This window comes from Paracoccus sp. Arc7-R13, from assembly GCF_004010775.1.
GTDB lineage: Bacteria > Pseudomonadota > Alphaproteobacteria > Rhodobacterales > Rhodobacteraceae > Paracoccus > Paracoccus marcusii.
In genome coordinates this window covers 690,614-708,710 of sequence record NZ_CP034810.1, presented here as the reverse complement: position 1 = coordinate 708,710, position 18,097 = coordinate 690,614, and the positions used below count along the sequence as shown (strand labels likewise).

The window sequence follows — 18,097 nt, the reverse complement described above, 5'->3', positions numbered from 1 at the left end:
GGCCGTTGCACGCGCATCACGTGGTGATCCTGATGGCGACCTGGCAGGGCGCGCCGCATCTGGGCACGCAGTTGGACAGCATCGCGGCACAGACGCACGCGGATTGGTCGCTGATCGTGTCCGATGATGGGTCGACCGATGAAACCCGGCAGATCGTCGAACGGTTCGCGGCGGATCGGCCCGCAGGACAGGTGCGCCTGGTCGACGGACCGCGCGCGGGCGCCACGCGGAACTTCCTGTCGCTGCTGGATCACGTGCCCCCCGATGCATCGGCCGCGTTCTGCGATCAGGACGACCAGTGGCTGCCGCACAAGCTGGCCCGCGCGGTGTCCGCCCTGCAGGGGTTGGCCGGACCCGCCCATTACGCCGCCCGGACCATCATCACCGATGCGGACCTGCGCCCCCTGGCACCATCGCGCCGGTTCCTGCGTCCCTTGGGCTTTCGCAACGCGCTGGTCCAGGCCTGCATGGCGGGCAACACCTCGGTGTTAAACCGGCATGCCGTGGCGCTGCTGCAGCACGCCGCGCCGCATGCAATGCGGGCGGGGGTGATCTCTCATGACTGGTGGGCCTATCAGGTCAGCGCGGGCCACGGCGCGACGCTGATCCACGACCCGGAACCCGGGTTGCTGTACCGCCAGCATGCCCGATCCGAAGTCGGGCGCAACGATACCTTGCCTGCGCTGGCTGCGCGGCTGCGCAAGCTGATGGCCGGGCAGTTCGGCGGCTGGCTGCGGGCCAACCGCGCCAGCCTATTGCCCCTGGATCTTCCGTCCGACAGCCGCGCGACGCTGGCGCATCTGGGCCGGATGCTGGACAGCACCGGGCCGCAGGCCGTGATGGCCATGCGGCGTGGCGGATTTTATCGGCAGACGCGGCCCGGGACGGCGGCCCTTGCGCTGTCGGCGCTGACCGGCGCCCTGCGCGCCTGATCGCTATTCGACGATCAGGTCCGCGTGCAGGGCACCTGCCGAATGGATCGACTTCAGGATGTCGATCATGTCGCGAGGCCGCACACCCAAGGCATTCAGACCGTCGACAAGATCCGACAGGTTGGTCTCTCCGGCCACCTCCACAAAGCCGATGCCGGGTTCCTGGTTCACGTCGACGGCGGTGCGGGGCACGGTCACTGTCTCTCCAGCGGCAAAGGGGTTGGGCTGGGATACCAGCGGTGCCTCGGCCACGCGCAGGGTCAGGTTGCCCTGCGACACCGCCACCCGGGAAATGCGCACGCGTTCGCCCACCACGATCGTCCCGGACTTGTGGTCGATCACGACCTTGGCCCGGTCTTCGGGTTCGATCAGCAGGTTCTCGATCCGGCCGACGACGCGAGCGGGGTTCACGTCGCCCAGGCCGCGGAAGTTCACGACGACCGTGCCGCTGTCCAGCGTGACTGCCAGCTGGCGGTTGAAGTCGCGGTTGATCGCGTCCTCGACCCGCGTGGCGGTGGTGAAGTCGGCATTGCGCAGCGCGATGCGGATGTCGTCGATGCCGGCGAAATCGAACTCTACCTCGCGCTCGACCCGGGCGCCCACCGGGATGCTTCCGGTGGTGGGCACACCTTCGACCACGCGGGCCGCGTCGCCCTGCGCCGCGACCCCGCCCGCGATGATCGATCCCTGGGCCACGGCATAGATGTTGCCATCCGCGGCCTTCAGCGGGGTCATCACCAGCGTACCGCCCAGCAGGCTTTTCGCGTCGCCGATCGCAGAGACGCTCACGTCGATCCTGCTGCCCGACCGCGCAAAGGGCGGCAGGGTGGCCGTCACGATCACCGCCGCCACGTTCTTGGACCTCAGGGCGTCATCGGTGACGTTCACCCCAAGCCGTTCCAGCAGGCCGGCCAGCATCTCTTCGGTGAAGGGGGCATTGCGCATGCCGTCGCCCGACCCGTCCAAGCCGACGACAAGCCCATAGCCGACCAGGTCGTTGCCCCGTACGCCGTCGAAATCGGCCAGATCCTTGATGCGCACGGGCACAGCCAGGGCCGAGGTCGCCACGGCCATCCACAGGATCAGTGCTTGCAGAACTGTCTTCATCGCAGGAAATCCACCAGGTTGAGGTTCGCCAGCCGCGCCTGGACCGCATAGAGAGATTCCAGCTGGCTTTGCACTTCGGTCAGGGCTGCTGCCGTCTCGAACGGGTCGGCGCTGCGGATGTCGCCGCGGGCCCGTTCCAGCGTGTTCAGGGTCGAGGTCCCGGTGACCTGCGCGCGCTCGACGGTCTGCTGGGCAAGGCCCACACGCCCCATCTCTCCCAGAACGGCGCTGTCCGCGGCGACCATCAGGGTGCCGCCCGTGGACAACAGCTCCCTCCGCTCGGCCACGTTGCCCGCCAGGATACCGCGGTCCAGGATGGCTGCGGTCGCCAGGCCCTTCAGCAGGTCGCGCACCGGGCCGGACGCACCGGTCGTCTGCATCTCGACCGAGACTCCCTCTCCGACGGTGATCCGCTGCGGCTGGCCAAGGGTCCCGTGATAGGCCGTGTCCAGAAACCCGCCGCCCCCGGCCGGAGCGTCGAACCAGTCGGACACCGCTTGGGCGACGTCTGCGGCCGTGGTCAGCGGCGCGACGATGGCCTGCAGGCTGTCCAGGATGCTGGTCGCGTCCGACAGGGGGGCCACGTCTGATGCCTCTCCGGACAAAAGGTACCGGTTGCTGTTCGTGCCGTTCAGCCTCTGGATCACCGAATCGAACGCATTGGCCACTTCTGTCGACCGTGTCCCCAGCAGGGCCTGGTCGTTGAACGGGTCGGTGGCCAGGGCCAGGCCCAGCTCCGTCGTGCTGAGCCGGACGGCGTCGAACATGTCCTGCACCGCCTGCAGCCGGATGCCCGCATCCTGACCGTTCTGGCGCAACTGCCCGGCCAGCTGGATGCGGCCTTCGATCTCGTTCAGGGCGCGGGTGTTGCCGCCAACGCGCTGGCCCACATCCGCGACCTGCCCGGACGCGACCTCCTGGGTCAGGGTGGACAGGGTCGTCTTGATCCGGTTCGAGGCGACCTGCAGCGCATAGGCGCGGGCTTGGTCACCGATACTGTTCAGGGTCACGGCTACATCCTCAGGATCTGGTTGATCATCTCGTCCACGGCGACCAGCACGCGGGCATTGGCGGCATAGGACTGTTCGTATTGCAGCAGGCGTTGCATCTCGGCGTCGCTGTCCACGCCCTCGGCCATCAGGCTGGAGGCGATGGTCGACTGGCGGCTGCTGCGGATGGTCAGGTCGGCCTCGGCCTCGACGCGCCGCGTCGACACCCGCGACTCGACCGATCCGAACCGGACGGTCAGCGTGCCGTTCCCCTCGAAGCCGCTGCCCGCCTGCGCCGGGCGCGGCGCGTCCAGTGCCTGGACCAGCGCCGAAAGAATCGCGGATTGGCCCGTCGGTTCGCCGTTCGCCGCCTGCAGGCCCGACCTCAGGCGCCACAGCTGGCCCCCCTGTCCCGGATCGACCGTCGCATTCAGCGCGATCCGACCGGACAGGGCAACGACCGTCGCCGCGGTCGCGCGCGCACCGCCGTCGGTGAACAGCCCGGCATCGGCAGCCCCGAGGGACGGATCAACGGCGGGATCGACCAAACGCTGGTGCAGGTCAAAGGCCAAGTCGTCCAGTTCCGACTGCATCTGCGGGGCCAGCTGATCGCGAATCTGGAAGTTGGCGGCCAAGGACCCGCCGCCGAACAGGCGCATCTGCGCTGCGGTAACCGGCGTCCCGTTCAGGGTCAGCAGTTCCAGGGGTGCGCCAACGACCTGGCCCGCGGTCACCTGATCCGCGCCTGAGAATCCCAGCCGGGCCGGCACGCTGCCATCCAGCAGCACCGCCCCCTCGGCGCTGAACAGGGCGACCTTGCCCGAGTCGCGCGCGACCTCCTGGATGGGAATGATGCTTGCGATGCGGTCGATCACCTGCTGGCGTTCGTCCATCAACGGGGTGGCATCCTTGCCGTCGGAATCCAGGATGGAGATGCGCGCATTCAGATAGGCCACCCGCTCCAGCGAGGCGTTCACCGTCGCCACGTCGGACGCGATGCCCTGCTGCGCGGCGCTGCGCGCGCCCTGAACCGCGGTCGACGCCGCGTTCAGCCGGTCCGCCAGCGCCGAGGCCGTGCTGACGACCTGCGACAGGCGGATCTCGTCATCGGGCCGCGTCGCCGCACTGCTGAGCGCGGCCTGGAAATCGGTCAGCGCACCCGACAGGGAATGCGCCTCTCCGGGAAGACCGATGACCTTTTCCATCGACCGGTGAAACGACGCGCGTGCGGCGCCGTCACCGACGGACGAGGCCGCCAGGCGCGATTCGGAGAGCAGGCTGGAATTGACGATCCTAGTGATGCCGTCGATGCGCACGCCCCCGCCGTGCAGTTGGGCGGACACCACCATGTCGCGCCGGGCATAACCGGGCGTCATGACGTTGGCGATGTTCGACGCCACCGTTTCGGTGCCGCGCGCGGTGGCAGTCAGCCCCGACATCGCGTTCGATATCGCCTTGGCAATGCTCATGTCCGGCCTCCTTCACCCGATCCCCTGCGGGGCGGATCAGCGCTTGATGTTCGTGGTTTCCTGCAGCATCTCGTCGACCGTCTGGATGATCTTGGCGTTCGACGAATAGGCGCGTTGCGTGGTGATCAGATGTGTCAGTTCCTGCGCGATGTCTGTGGTCGACGCCTCGCGGGCATAGCCGGCGATGGCGCCCGTCGGCCCGTCGCCCGCATCCCACAGGAAGAAACCGCCAGAATCGGGCGATGTCTTGAAGGCCTGCCCCTCGACCGCCACCAGGCCGTTGGGATTCGGGACGTCGATGACGGGGATCTTGTACAGCGCCTTGACGAAACCGGTGTCGTAGGTCGCCTTGACATAGCCCTGCGGGTCAACCTCGACCGCGACCAGCTGCCCCACCGGAGAGCCGTTCTTGACCACGTTCGACGGAGAGAAGCTGGCCGCCAGCTGCTTCAGGCCCGAGGCCCCGCCCGGCACGCCGATGGAAAGCTCTATGTTGCCGCCCCCGACGGTCAGCGGGATCGCACCGGTTGCCGGATCATAGCCGCCGCCGACGACGTTCAGCAGCGCGCCGCCCGCCCCCTGGCTGTCGTCGAACGTCACCTGGAAGGTTGAGATCGGGTTGGCTGCGGGATCACTGGCACTGTCGCTGATGCTGACCGTCCAGGTGTTCGACATGCCGGTTGGATCGCTGGTGTCGGGCGTGAAGGTGATGTCCAGCGATTCCGAGGTTCCCAGGTTGCCGAAATACTCGACGCGCAGCGGCAGCGGGTCGCCCGAGCCGGTGGGCAGGGTCTCTGTTGCGGGTAGGTTGGCGCCAAGCGACACCTGCGTCGTCGGATCCCCGACAGGGCGGTTCGATTCGATGCGGATCGGCTGCAGTGCGGCCGACGTGTCGCGCGCGACAAGCGGCATGCTACCGTCCGCGGCCGTGGGCCAGCCCATCAGCACCAGCCCGCTTTCGGTGCGCAGCAAGCCGCCCGCATCGGGACGGAACGCACCGGTCCGCGTCATCATCAGCGACGGCGTCCCCCCACCGGTTGCATCGTTCAGGGTCGTCACGGGCAGCATGCCCCGCCCGGTCATCGCAAGATCCAGCGCATTCGAGGTGGTCACGATCGCACCGTCCTGCGACACCGATCGCGTCGTGGACGCGCGAACGCCACCTGCGGTGTAAAGGCCCGCCCCCTGCCCCACGACCAGCGCATTGAAGTCGGTCTCGACGCGCTTGTACCCGAAGGTCGATGCGTTCGCGATATTGTCCGAGATGGTTCCCAGCCGCGACGAGTTCGCGGCAAGGCCGGACACGCCGGCATTCATCGCAGAGGAGATGGACATGGACAGACACCCTTCTGATTTCGGTCTTGTCCGTCACACTGCCCGTGAACGCTTAAGATAAGGCTAACCGCGACGGCTACCTGAGTAAAATCAGCTCTATCCGGTTGTTCAGCGGGTCCATCGGGTTGCCCTGCCGGTTCTTGCGGTCCGCATAGCCGCTGACCCGCTGCACGCGCTTGCCGTCGAAACCCTGCTGTTCCAGCAGGTTGCGCACCGTATGCGCCCGGGCATCCGACAGCGGCCAGACCGGCGACGCGACCAGGGTTTCGGGATAGGCGCGCACATGGCCCGAGATCGCCACATCGTTCCTGACATGCCGGATGACCCGCGCGATGATTCCCATCAGTTCGGACAGGGCGGGCTGGGGCTGGGCGGTGTCCTCGACGAACAGGGGGGCGTCGGTCAGATCGCCCAGCTCGATCACCAACCCTTCGTCGGTCATGCGGGTCACGACATGCTGCAGCAGGTTGGTCAGCTGGGACGATTCGGCGCCCGTGCCGGTCAGGCTGTCCTGGACGGCGCGGGCGACCTCCTCGAAGTCGCCTGCACTGTCGCTGTCGGGCAGCGGCGCCTCGACCGCGTGACGGACGCCGTCCTCGGTCCCGTCGCCGCCGCCGCTGGTGGTGGCGTTCGGCGTCTGGATCACCGTCGGTGCGAAGTAGTCGGCCAGACCGGTCTTCTGCTCCTCGGTGGTGGCGTTTAGCAGCCACATCAGCAGGAAGAACGCCATCATCGCGGTCACGAAATCCGCATAGGCGACCTTCCACGCGCCGCCGTGGTGGCCGCCGTCGGACGACGCCTCGACGCGCTTGATGATGATGGACGGCCCGTTCAGCCCCTTGCCCGCAGCCATGATGTCTATCCTTCGTTCCGGTCAGGCATCCTTGTCGCCGGGTCAAAGGTTTCGATCAAGTTAACGGATCAAATGCGTCCTATTCATAGCTGCGGCGATCCTCGATGACCTTGCCATCATTGGGCAGGCTGCCCGGTGCCACCAGTTCGATGTCGCCGCGCAGCTTCAGCGTGTCCATGACGGATGCGGCATAGTCGCCCCCCTGACCCGCAGTTTCCAGCTGGACGGTCATCACGTCCATCTCTCCGCGACGATCGGCGATCACGCGGGCGCGGGACACGTCCGCATGGCGCGCGACCAGGGCTGCCACCTGTTCGGGGCGCACGAACATGCCCTTGATCTTTGTCGTCTGATCGGCGCGCCCCATCCACCCCTTGATGCGCATGTTGGTGCGACCACAAGGACTGGTACCTGCAAGGACCGCAGACAGGTCACCCGTCGCGAAACGAACCAGCGGATAATCCGGGTTCAGCGTGGTCACCAGCACTTCGCCGACCTCGCCGTCGGGAACCGGATCGCCGGTGCCGGGGCGCACGATCTCGACGATCACACCCTCGTCCACGATCATTCCCTCCATCGCCTCGCTCTCATAGGCGATGTTACCCAGATCGGCGGTGGCATAGCATTGCCGCGTGACGATCCCCCGGTCGGCATACATCTGGCGCAGCGACGGGAACAGCGCGCCGCCGCCCACCACGGCCTTGGTGAAGGACAGCACCTCGCCCATCTCGTCGGCACGGTCCAGGATCACCTTGAGGAAATCGGGCGTGCCGGCATAGCAGGTCGTGCCGATGTCGACGGCCGCGCGCACCTGCAGTTCTGTCTGCCCGGTGCCGGCGGGCAGGACCGCCGCATCGACGGCCCGCGCGCCTGATTCGAACATCATCCCGGCAGGCGTCAGGTGATAGCCGAAGCAGTTCTGGACGATGTCGCCCTGCCCCACGCCCGCGGCATGCAGGAAGCGGCCAAGCCGCCACCAGTCGCCGTCGCGCCGACCGGGTTCATAGATCGGGCCGGGGCTTTGAAAGATGTGGTCGAACTGCGCGGCGGGGCGGGTGGTATAGCCGCCGAAGGGGGGCTGCTTGCGCTGCGCCTCGGACAGCTCGGCCTTGCGGATCACCGGCAGGCGGGCCAGCGCGGCGTGGTCGGTCACCACCTCCGGCTCCACGTCGCGCAGAAGGCGCGCCATCGCGGGGGCCAGCTTGGCGCGGCTCAGCGCCAGCGGCAGGGCCTGGGCCAGCGCCTCGGCGCGCTGACCCTCGTCGCGCGTTTCCAGATCGTCGTAATATCCCATGATGACCCCCTCAGGCCAGCCAGCGCTTGCGCCGGCGATAGCTGCGCACCTCGCGGAAGGACTTGCGCCCCTCGTCCGACATGCCCAGGTAGAATTCCTTGACGTCCGGGTTCTCGCGCAGCTGCGCGGCCGGACCCTCCATCACGACGCGCCCGTTTTCCAGGATGTAGCCCTGATGGGCATAGCGCAGCGCGACGTTGGTGTTCTGCTCGGCCAGAAGAAAGGTGACCCCCTCGCCCTCGTTCACGGCCTTGACGATCTGGAAGATCTGCTCGACCAGCTGCGGGGCCAGGCCCATCGACGGCTCGTCCAAGAGGATCATCTGCGGGCGCGACATCAGCGCGCGACCCATCGCGGTCATCTGCTGTTCGCCGCCCGAGGTGTATCCCGCCTGGCTCTTGCGCCGCTCGCGCAGGCGCGGGAAATAGTCATAGACCATCTCCAGGTCGCGCTTGATGGCGGCCGATCCGTCGCGGCGGGTATAGGCGCCGGTCAGCAGGTTCTCCTCCACCGTCAGGTGCTCGAAGCAGTGGCGGCCCTCCATCACCTGGATGACGCCGCGCCGCACCAGGGCGGCCGGGTCCAGCGCGGTGATGTCGTCGCCCTGATAGGTGATCGACCCCTTGGTCACCTCGCCCCGCTCGCTGGCCAGCAGGTTCGAGATCGCCTTGAGCGTCGTGGTCTTGCCCGCCCCGTTGCCGCCCAGCAGTGCGGTGATGCCGCCCTTGGGCACCGTCAGGCTGACGCCCTTCAGGACCAGGATGACGTGGTTGTAGATCACCTCGATGTTGTTGACGTCCAGCAGCGTCTCTTGGGTGCGGGTATCGAACATGGGCTGTCCCCTTGGATGCGGGACCGGCGGCGGGGTGACCGCCGCCGGTCGTGGATCAGTTGCAGCGCGCGGTCAGGCCCGCCTCGGCGGCATAGGCGGCGCTGTCTTCCTTGATCAGCGGGTCCAGGATCTCGGCATCCGGCTCGATGAAGTCGGTGATCAGCGACCACGTCCCCTCGGCGGCGTTCCACTGCTGCACGCGGGCCAGGCCGTCGCCGCCGTGGTTCTGACAGGACAGCGCGATGGGCGCGCCGAAATCGGGCAGGCCCAGCTCAGCCATGCGCTCGGCGGTGATGTCCAGCGCCTCGAAGCCGTCGCGCATCTGCGCGGGCGTGATCTCGGGGGTGCCGGCCAGCTCCTGCGCCTTGGCGATGGCCTCGGCGATCACCAGCGCCGCATAGGCGCCGCGCGAATAGAGAACGCTGCCCGCCTGATCGCCCGCACCGGCCGCCAGACCCTTGTCATAGACATGCGTCTGCAGGTCCTCGTACAGCGGATAGTCGCGGCCCACGCCGTGGAAGGTCAGCGCTTTGTAGCCCTCGGCCCCGGCCCCCGCCGCGCGCACGTCGTTCTCGGAGCCCGACCACCAGATGCCGATGAACTTGTCCATCGGGAAGCGGATGTTCACGGCCTCCTGGATGGCGACCTGGTTCATCACGCCCCAGGCATACATGATCACGTAATCGGGCCGGTCGCGGCGAATCTGCAGCCATTGCGACTTCTGCTCTTGGCCGGGTGCGTCCACGGGCAGCAGGCTCAGTTCGAACCCGTGCTTTTCGGACAGCTCCTCCAGCGTACGGATCGGCTCCTTGCCATAGGCCGAGTTGTGATAGACCAGCGCGATCTTCTTGCCGGACAGGTCGCCCCCCTCCTGGTCCAGGATATGCTTGACCGCGACCGAGGCGCCGTCCCAATAGTTCGCCGGCGCGTTGAACACCCATTCGAAGACAGAGCCGTCCTTGGCCGAGGTGCGGCCATAGCCCGGCGTGTAGAGCGGGATGCCGTCCTGGGTGATCCGCGGGATCAGCTGATAGGTGATGCCCGTCGACAGCGGATTCAGGACCAGCGGGTTCTGGGTGCGCAGCGATTCATAGCACTCGACCCCCTTCTCGGTGTTGTAGGCGGTCTCGCATTCCGGGACCTGGATGCGCTGGCCGCCGATGCCGCCGTCGCGTTCGTTGAGCAGCGTGAAGTAATCGGCAAAGCCGTCGGCATAGGGGATACCGTTCGCGGCATAGGGGCCGGTCCGATAGGACATGTTCGGCACGATCAGGTCCGCCAGTGCGGGGCTTGCGACCATCATCGTGGTGGCCAGGGCGGCAAGGGTCAGTTTCATTGCGGGTCTCCTCCCAGAGATGCGATGCCGGTTGCCCGGTCTTGACGTTAATGCGGGAACGGCCACAGGCGCAGCTTGTCCTTGGCCAGGCGCCACAGGCGCGCCAGGCCGTGCGGCTCGACGATGAGGAAGGTCACGATCAGCGCGCCCACGATCATCAGCTCGATATGGGCGGCCAGGTCGGTGGGCCAGCCCATGTTGCCGACCAGGAAGTTCTTGAGCAGCACCGGCAGCAGCACCAGGAAGGCCGCGCCGGCAAAGCTGCCGAAGATGCTGCCCAGGCCGCCGATGATGATCATGAACAGCACAAGGAAGCTCTTGTTGATGCCGAAGGCCTCGCCGACCTCGGCAGCCCCCAGATAGACCGCGAACAGAAGCGCGCCGGCGATGCCGATGAAGAAGCTGCTGACGGCAAAGGCCGACAGTTTCGCGCGCAGGGGGTTCACGCCGATGATCTCGGCCGCGATGTCCATGTCGCGGATGGCCATCCACTTGCGCCCCAGGCTGCCGCGCGTCAGGTTGCGCGCGACCCAGGCCAGCACGAAGGCGAAGACCAGGCAGATCAGGTATTTCGCGGGCGCGGTCGCGGCCGGGCCGGTCACCGCCTGGTCGAACACCGTGCGCGTCGGCGCGGTGATCTGGCCCGAGGCCGAATAGTTGTAGAACCACGGGACCTTGTTGAACAGCCAGACCAGGAAGAACTGCGCGGCCAGCGTGGCGACGGCCAGATAGAAGCCCTTGATCCGAAGGCTGGGCAGGCCGAACAGGACGCCCACCCCGGCGGTGATGCCGCCCGCCAGCAGGATGTGGATGACGATGCTGACATCCGGGAATGCCGTCATCAGCTTGTAGACCGCATAGGCCCCCACCGCCATGAAACCGCCGGTTCCCAGGCTGACCTGGCCGGCATAGCCGGTCAGCACGTTCAGCCCCAGGGCGGCGATGGCATAGATCAGGAAGGGCACCAGGACCGCATTGGCCCAATAGTCGTTGATGACGAAAGGAATGATCCCGAAGGCCACGGCCAGGATCGCGTAATAGCCCCAGCGGTCCAGACGGATCGGAAAGGTCTGGCTGTCGTCGCGGTAGCTGGTCTTGAAGTCGCCGGCCTCACGATAGATCATCGGGTGTTCCTTTCAGCACGGTCGGCGGGGGCCAGCCCCCGCACCCCCGGGGTATTTCTGCAATGAAGAAGCGCCATGGTCACACCCGTTCGATGATGCGTTCGCCGAACAGCCCCTGGGGCCGGAACACCAGGAAGATCAGCGCCAGGACATAGGCGAACCAGTTCTCTGTCGCGCCGCCGACCATCGGGCCGATGGTGAATTCGAACAGTTTCTCGCCCACGCCGATGATCAGCCCGCCCACGATGGCGCCGGGGATCGAAGTGAAGCCCCCCAGCATCAGCACCGGCAACGCCTTGAGCGCGATCAGCGACAGGCTGAACTGCACCCCCGATTTCGTGCCCCACATGATGCCCGCGACCAGCGCCACGAAACCTGCGATCGACCAGACCATCACCCAGATGAAGCGCAGCGAGATGCCCACGGACATCGCCGCCTGGTGGTCGTCGGCCACGGCGCGCATGGCGCGGCCCTGCTTGGTGTATTGCGCGAAGGCCACCAGTGCGGCCACCAGGATCGCCGCGATCAGCGTGGCCCACAGGTCCAGCCGGTCGATGAAGAAGCCATAGCCGAACCATTGCGCGGTGACGGCCTCGATCCCGTCCGAGATGCCCTGTGGCAGTCCAACGTCCAGCGTCTTGATGTCGGCGCCCCACATCACGTCGCCCAGGCCCTCCAGGAAATAGGCAAGGCCGATGGTCGCCATGAAGAGGATGATCGGTTCCTGTCCCACCAGGTGCTGCAGAACCAGCTTCTCGATCAGGAAGGCCAGGCCGACCATCACCAGTGCGGTCAGGGCCACGGCCAGGACCGCGGGGACCGTCCAGCCGAAATGGTGCAGCGAGGTGCCGAAGGCCGCGTTGATCAGATGCGCGAAGGGCACCTGGCCGTTCTGGATGCCCACCAGCGTCAGTGCCGCGAACAGCGCCAGCACCCCCTGGGCATAGTTGAAGACGCCGGACGCCTTGAAGATGAGCACGAAGCCCAGCGCCACAAGCGCGTACATGACTCCGGTCATCAGGCCGTTCAGCACGACCTCGGCGGCGAAGATCAGCTGGTCCATGGGGCGCGTCCTTTCACTTCTGCACGGATCGGATCAGTCATGGGCCACCCCCAGATAGGCGTCGATCACCGCCTGGTTGCTGCGCACCTCGGCGGGGGTGCCGTCGCCGATCTTCTTGCCGTAATCCATCACCACCACCCGGTCGGACAGGTCCATGACCACGCCCATGTCGTGCTCGATCAGGCAGATCGTGGTGCCGAACTCGTCGTTCACCGACAGGATGAAGCGGGACATGTCCTCCTTCTCCTCGACGTTCATGCCGGCCATCGGCTCGTCCAGCAGCAGCAGGTTCGGTTCCGCCGCCAGCGCGCGGGCCAGCTCGACCCGCTTCTTCAGGCCGTAGGGCAGACGGCCGACGGGCGTCTTGCGGATGTTCTGGATCTCCAGGAAGTCGATGATGCGTTCGACCACGGCGCGGTTCTCGTTCTCCTCACGCTCGGCCGCGCCCCACCACAGGGCCTGGGACAGGAAGCCCGTCTTCATCTTGTTCAGGCGCCCGGTCATGATGTTGTCCAGAACCGACATGCCGTCGAACAGCGCGATGTTCTGGAAGGTGCGGGCGATGCCCAGGCGCGCGACCTGATAGGGCTTCATCGCCGGGCGCGGCTGGCCCTTGAAGATGACCTGCCCCTCCTGCGGGTTGTAGAACCCCGAGATGATGTTCAGCATCGACGACTTGCCCGCGCCGTTCGGGCCGATGATCGCGCGGATCTCTCCCTGCCGGATGTCGAAGCTGATGTCCTTGATGGCGACAACGCCGCCGAACCGCAGGGTAATGTTCTTCAGCTCCATCACCACGGGGCCGATCTGGCGGCCGTCGGCGGTCACATAGCCGTCCTGGGTCATCGCGTTCATTGGGCTGCTACCTTCTGACGGGCCGCGTCGCCGAAGACGCGGGCATCCTCGATGCGCAGGGTCGCGCTGATCGCACCCTTGCGGCCGTCCTCGTAGGTGACCTCGGTCCGGGTATGGACGCTGGACGATCCGTCATAGAGCGCGGTGACCAGGTCGTGGAACTTCTCGGTGATGACGGCGCGGCGGACCTTGCGGGTGCGGGTCATCTCTCCGTCGTCGGGGTCCAGCTCCTTGTGCAGCACCAGGAAGCGGTGGACCTGGCAGCCCGACAGCATCGGGTCCTGCGCCACGGATTCGTTCACCGCCTCGACATGGCCGCGGATGGTCTCATAGACCTGCGGGTGGCCGGCCAGTTCCTGATAGCTGCCATAGGCGATGTTGTTGCGTTCGGCCCAGTTGCCGACCGCGGTCAGGTCGATGTTGATCATCGCGGTACAGAAGTCGCGGCCGTTGCCGATGACCACGGCCTCCAGGATGTTGGGATAGAACTTCAGCTTGTTCTCGACATATTTGGGGGCGAACATCGCGCCGCTGGCCATGCGGCCCACGTCCTTGGCGCGGTCGATGATGCGCAGATGGCCGCTGCCCTCCTCGAAGAAGCCCGCGTCGCCCGTGGCGACCCAGCCCTCGGCATCCTTGGTCGATGCGGTGCTGTCGGCGTTCTTGTAATATTCGACGAAGGTGCCGGGGCTGCGGTAATAGACCTCGCCGTTCTCTCCGATGCGGACCTCGACCCCGGGGCTGGGAACGCCCACCGTGTCAGAGCGCACCTGCCCGTCGGGCTGCTGGGTGATGAAGACGCTTGCCTCGGTCTGGCCGTAAAGCTGCTTCAGGTTGATGCCCAGGCTGCGGTAGAAATCGAAGATCTCGGGGCCGATCGCCTCTCCGGCGGTATAGCCCACGCGCACGCGGCTCAGGCCCAGGGTGTTCTTCAGCGGGCCGAAGACGAAGATCTTGCCCAGCGCATAGGCCAGCTTGTCGCCCAAGCCGACCGTCTTGCCGTCCAGGAGCGCCGGGCCCGCGCGATGCGCCACCGCCATGCCGCGCTTGAACAGCCAGCGTTTCAGGCGGCTGGCATCTTCCATGCGGATCATCACGGATGTCAGCTGCCCTTCGAAGACGCGGGGCGGGGCAAAGAAGTAGGTCGGGCCGATCTCGCGCATGTCGGTCATCATCGTGTGCGCCCCCTCGGGGCAGTTCACGGTGAAGCCCGACCACATCGCCTGGCCCATCGAAAAGATGAAGTCGCCCACCCAGGCCATCGGCAGATAGGCCACGATCTCCTCGACCTCGGTCAGATGGTCGAAATTGGCGGTGTTGCGAGCGGTCTCGATGATGTTTCGGTTGGACAGGACCACGCCCTTGGGCTTGCCCGTCGTGCCGCTGGTGTACAGCATCACGCAGGTGCTGTCGTAATCCAGCCCGGCGATGATCGCGTCTAGCCGCTGCCCCAGGGTCGCGGCCCCCGCCCGGCCCTGCGCCTGCACGTCGGCCAGCGACGCCATGTTGGCATGGTCGTACTTCCTCAGGCCCCGCCCGTCGGTATAGATGATGCGGGCCCGCGCGCCGGTGGTCTGCTCGACCTCCAGCACCTTGTCGACCTGCTCCTGATCGCCGCACAGCACGAAGCGCGCGCCGCAATGATCCAGGACATAGGCCATCTCCTCGGCCACGGCGTCCTGGTACAGGGGCACCGGGATCGCGCCGCACATCTGCGCCGCGATCATGCCCCAGTAATGCGCCGGACGGTTGCGCCCGATGATCGCCATGTGATCGCCCGGCGCCAGCCCCTGCGCCATCAGCCCCATCGCCAGGGCGCGGATCTCGTCCGCGGCCTGGGTCCAGGTCCAGCTTTGCCAGATCCCGTATTCCTTCTCGCGATAGGCGGGGCGGTCGCCAAAGCGGGCGACGTTGCGCGCCAGCAGCGCGGGCACGGATTGCAGATCGCCCGGGGGCGTGTGCTGAACGGTCATGTATCCTCCCTCAAGGCGCGGACGCCCTGTCGCGCGGCACCTCCCCGTGCCCCGCGACACACATACCATTGGCGCCAAACCTTGCGCCAGTTTTACGCGATTCCTACGAAATGTTACGACGCTTTCGCACGCTGCACACCGGTGCTAGGCCAACGGGCGGAGGAGACCGCCATGCACCACCCCGACCCCGTCACGCGGGCCGAGATTCGCGCCGACCTGACCCGGTCGGGGCTGAACCTGATCGGCCAGGCGCTGTCCATCTTCGACGCGGACCTGCGCCTGGCGGTGGCCAACCGGCAGTACCAGACGATGTTCGACCTGCCCGACGACCTGACCCTGCCGGGCAGCCATTTCGAGGACACGATCCGCTTTCTGGCCCGGCGCGGCGAATACGGCCCGACCGAGGACCCCGAACAGGCCGTCGCCCTGCGCGTGGCCCAGGCCCGCACGTTCCAGCCCCACTACTTCGAACGCGAACGCGCCGACGGCCGGTGGGTCGCGGTCGAGGGCGCACCGCTGTCGCAAGGGGGCTGGGTCACCGTCTATACCGACATCACCGACATCAAGCGTCAGGAAGCGCTACTTCGGGCGCGGTCGGACGCGCTGTCCGAACAGGTGCTGCTGAATGCCGAACGGCTGGCGGCGGCGAACCGCAAGCTGGCCGCGACGAACGCCGCCCTGTCCGAAGCGCAGCGTATCCTGACCCGGACCGAGGCCCGTACCCGCCAGGTGACCGAGATGGTCCCGGCCCATATCGCGCATATGGACGCGCAGTTCCGCTATACCTTCTCCAACCGGCGGCTGCCGGTGATCTTTCCGGGGGCCGAGGGCGACATCGTCGGGCTGACGCTGGAACAGGCCCTGGGGGCGGCCACCGCGCGAACCCTGCACCCGTTCATGGAGCGCGCGCTGGCGGGCGATCCGCAGGTGTTCGAGATCACCCACCCCACCTCGGGCCGGCGCATCCGCATCGCGCTGACGCCCGACCGCGATGGTCAGGGGGTCTATATCCTATCCACCGATGTCAGCGCCGAGGTCCAATCGCGAGAGGCGCTGGCCCATGCCGCGCGGCGCAACCTGGCCGCCCAGCTGACCAGCGGCATGGCGCATGATTTCGGCAACCTGCTGACGATCATCCTGGGCCTGCAGGCCCGACTGGCCGCCCGCGACCTGCCACCGGACGCGGCCGAGGATGTCCAAGCGACGCTGGCGGCCGCCCGGCGCGGGGCCTCGCTTCTGGACCGGCTGGCGCAGATCACCGGCGCGCGCGAACCCGCGCTGGAGCCGACGGACCTGCCGACATTGCTGTCCGATCTGGCGGTGCTGGCCCGCCCGTCGCTGTCCGAAGGGACGCGGCTGGACCTGGCCCTGGCCCTGCCGCTCGGACAGCTACTCTTGGACCCCGGCGCGCTACAGGATTCGGCGCTGAACCTGATCCTGAACGCCAATGCGGCGATCACCCCACCCGGCGTCATCACGCTGAAGGCGCGGCGCAGCGGCGACTGGCTGGAACTGACGGTGGGCGATACCGGACCCGGCTTCACCCCCGAAGCCCTATCCCGCGCGACTGAACCCTTCTTCACCACCAAGAAGGGCCAGGGCTCGGGTCTGGGTCTGTCGATGGTCTATGACCAGACCAAGATGGTCGGGGGCACCATGCGCCTGTCGAACGGGCCACGGGGCGCGCAGGTGATGCTGCGCCTGCCTTGGCGGCCCGTGGCGCGGCGGATGGTGCTGCTGGTCGAGGATGACGACCAGATCCGCGCTCAGGTCCGCGACGAGCTGACCGGGCTGGGCCATGCGGTGATCGAGGCCGCGTCCCTGTCGGAGGCCCGCGCCCTGACGGACCTGCCGGGGTTGGAGGTGATCCTGTCGGACATCCAGCTGGGCGACGGGCTGGGACTGGATCTGGCGGGGACGGTACCCCTGGTGATGATGACCTCGCTGCCACCGGGCGATCCGCTGCGCGCCCGCGCGCCGGGGCCGGTGCTGACCAAGCCCGTGACGGCCCCGCGCCTGGCCGCCGCACTGGCAGCCCCCGTAAAGGAGATGCCATGACCGACGCCCCCCTGATCGCGATCCTGGACGACGAGCCGCAGATCCGCCGCATCCTGTCCGCCGCGCTGGAACAGGCAGGCTTTCGCACGCAAAGCTTCGGCCGCGCCACCGAGTTCGAGGCCGCGCTGCGCCGCATTACACCGGATGCCTGCCTGATCGATTTGGGCCTGCCGGACCGGGACGGGTTGGCGCTGGTCCATCGGCTGGCATCCGATTCGGGGGCGGTGATCATCATCGTGTCGGGACGGGCGCAGGTCCAGGACCGGGTGACGGGGTTGGAGCTGGGGGCCGACGACTACATCACCAAGCCCTTCGAGCCGGCCGAGGTCGTGGCCCGCATCCGCGCCCGCCTGCGACGGCCGTCCCAAAACGCGACCCAGCGCCCCCAGACGCTGCGCTTTGCGGGCTGGACGGCGGATTTCGACCGTTACCTGCTGACCGCGCCCGACGGCATCGAGACACCGCTGAGCCACGCCGAGGCAGAGGTGCTGCGCCTGTTCACCGACAATCCCCGCCGCCTGATCACCCGCGCACAGATGCTGGAAACCCTGGGCGGCACGGCCGGCGACAGCTTTGATCGGGCGATGGACGTGCGCATCTCGCGCCTGCGGACCAAGCTGGGCGAGGATCCCAAGAACCCGCGGCTGATCAAGACGATCTATGGCGCGGGCTACATTTTCCTAGCAGAGATCGGCTGAGTTCCGCACCGGATCGCAGTTTGCCCTGCCGGGCGGTAGCGGCGCAAGCCGGCCCCCATCGAGGGGGCCGGCTTGCGCGCGGGAGCTATGCTCCCGCAGGCCCTACACCGTCGACGTCGTCGCAATCCTGCACCGCTGTCGCATCTTGACCCGGCCCTTGGGGTATTCCCGCAGGGGGG

Annotated in this window: 15 protein-coding genes; 3 read left to right on the top strand and 12 right to left on the bottom strand. The window is 67.2% G+C overall.

The window, feature by feature from the left end:
- The first annotated feature begins 5 nt into the window (after window positions 1-5).
- Window positions 6-932, top strand: a complete 927-nt coding sequence (locus EOJ32_RS03485) for a glycosyltransferase (protein ID WP_127897717.1) — start codon at window positions 6-8, stop codon at window positions 930-932.
- 3 nt (window positions 933-935) lie between these two features.
- Here EOJ32_RS03485 and EOJ32_RS03480 read toward each other — a convergent pair whose 3' ends face one another.
- From EOJ32_RS03480 to EOJ32_RS03425, 12 genes are all read right to left on the bottom strand, one after another.
- The gene (locus tag EOJ32_RS03480) at window positions 936-2,039 is read right to left on the bottom strand and encodes a flagellar basal body P-ring protein FlgI (protein WP_045980982.1); all 1,104 of its coding nucleotides are present in this window, start codon (window positions 2,037-2,039) and stop codon (window positions 936-938) included.
- Window positions 2,036-3,049 (bottom strand): hypothetical protein, encoded by a 1,014-nt coding sequence (locus tag EOJ32_RS03475; RefSeq protein WP_127897716.1) that lies wholly within the window; start codon window positions 3,047-3,049, stop codon window positions 2,036-2,038. The genes EOJ32_RS03480 and EOJ32_RS03475 overlap by 4 nt, the downstream gene beginning before the upstream one ends.
- Before the next feature lie 2 nt (window positions 3,050-3,051).
- Window positions 3,052-4,497: a flagellar hook-associated protein FlgK gene (gene flgK / locus EOJ32_RS03470; RefSeq protein ID WP_127897715.1), complete on the bottom strand. Its 1,446-nt coding sequence runs from the start codon at window positions 4,495-4,497 to the stop codon at window positions 3,052-3,054.
- Between the two features lie 36 nt (window positions 4,498-4,533).
- On the bottom strand, window positions 4,534-5,832 hold the full coding sequence (locus EOJ32_RS03465; protein ID WP_045980985.1) for a flagellar hook protein FlgE: 1,299 nt from the start codon (window positions 5,830-5,832) through the stop codon (window positions 4,534-4,536).
- A gap of 76 nt (window positions 5,833-5,908) precedes the next feature.
- Window positions 5,909-6,685 (bottom strand): flagellar motor protein MotB, encoded by a 777-nt coding sequence (locus EOJ32_RS03460; protein ID WP_046000719.1) that lies wholly within the window; start codon window positions 6,683-6,685, stop codon window positions 5,909-5,911.
- Window positions 6,686-6,764: 79 nt separating this feature from the next.
- Window positions 6,765-7,979 carry a phenylacetate--CoA ligase family protein gene (locus EOJ32_RS03455; protein WP_127897714.1) on the bottom strand — a complete coding sequence of 405 codons (1,215 nt, stop codon included), beginning with the start codon at window positions 7,977-7,979 and terminating at the stop codon, window positions 6,765-6,767.
- Window positions 7,980-7,989: 10 nt separating this feature from the next.
- Window positions 7,990-8,811 (bottom strand): ABC transporter ATP-binding protein, encoded by an 822-nt coding sequence (locus tag EOJ32_RS03450; protein WP_045980988.1) that lies wholly within the window; start codon window positions 8,809-8,811, stop codon window positions 7,990-7,992.
- A 55-nt stretch (window positions 8,812-8,866) separates the two neighbouring features.
- Complete coding sequence (locus EOJ32_RS03445) at window positions 8,867-10,147, bottom strand: ABC transporter substrate-binding protein (protein ID WP_045980989.1); 1,281 nt, start codon at window positions 10,145-10,147, stop codon at window positions 8,867-8,869.
- 47 nt (window positions 10,148-10,194) lie between these two features.
- Window positions 10,195-11,271 carry a branched-chain amino acid ABC transporter permease gene (locus EOJ32_RS03440; protein WP_045980990.1) on the bottom strand — a complete coding sequence of 359 codons (1,077 nt, stop codon included), beginning with the start codon at window positions 11,269-11,271 and terminating at the stop codon, window positions 10,195-10,197.
- A 79-nt stretch (window positions 11,272-11,350) separates the two neighbouring features.
- Window positions 11,351-12,334, bottom strand: coding sequence for a branched-chain amino acid ABC transporter permease (locus EOJ32_RS03435; RefSeq protein ID WP_045980991.1), 984 nt, complete (start codon window positions 12,332-12,334; stop codon window positions 11,351-11,353).
- A gap of 33 nt (window positions 12,335-12,367) precedes the next feature.
- Window positions 12,368-13,189, bottom strand: coding sequence for an ABC transporter ATP-binding protein (locus tag EOJ32_RS03430; protein WP_127897713.1), 822 nt, complete (start codon window positions 13,187-13,189; stop codon window positions 12,368-12,370).
- The gene (locus tag EOJ32_RS03425; RefSeq protein WP_127897712.1) at window positions 13,186-15,162 is read right to left on the bottom strand and encodes an AMP-binding protein; all 1,977 of its coding nucleotides are present in this window, start codon (window positions 15,160-15,162) and stop codon (window positions 13,186-13,188) included. The genes EOJ32_RS03430 and EOJ32_RS03425 overlap by 4 nt, the downstream gene beginning before the upstream one ends.
- A 171-nt stretch (window positions 15,163-15,333) precedes the next feature.
- On the opposite strand from EOJ32_RS03425, the gene EOJ32_RS03420 reads away from it, so the two are divergent.
- Together EOJ32_RS03420 and EOJ32_RS03415 are read left to right on the top strand one after the other, a co-directional pair.
- Complete coding sequence (locus tag EOJ32_RS03420) at window positions 15,334-17,220, top strand: PAS-domain containing protein (RefSeq protein ID WP_127897711.1); 1,887 nt, start codon at window positions 15,334-15,336, stop codon at window positions 17,218-17,220.
- Window positions 17,217-17,918, top strand: a complete 702-nt coding sequence (locus tag EOJ32_RS03415) for a response regulator transcription factor (RefSeq protein WP_045980995.1) — start codon at window positions 17,217-17,219, stop codon at window positions 17,916-17,918. The genes EOJ32_RS03420 and EOJ32_RS03415 overlap by 4 nt, the downstream gene beginning before the upstream one ends.
- The last annotated feature ends 179 nt before the right edge of the window (window positions 17,919-18,097 follow it).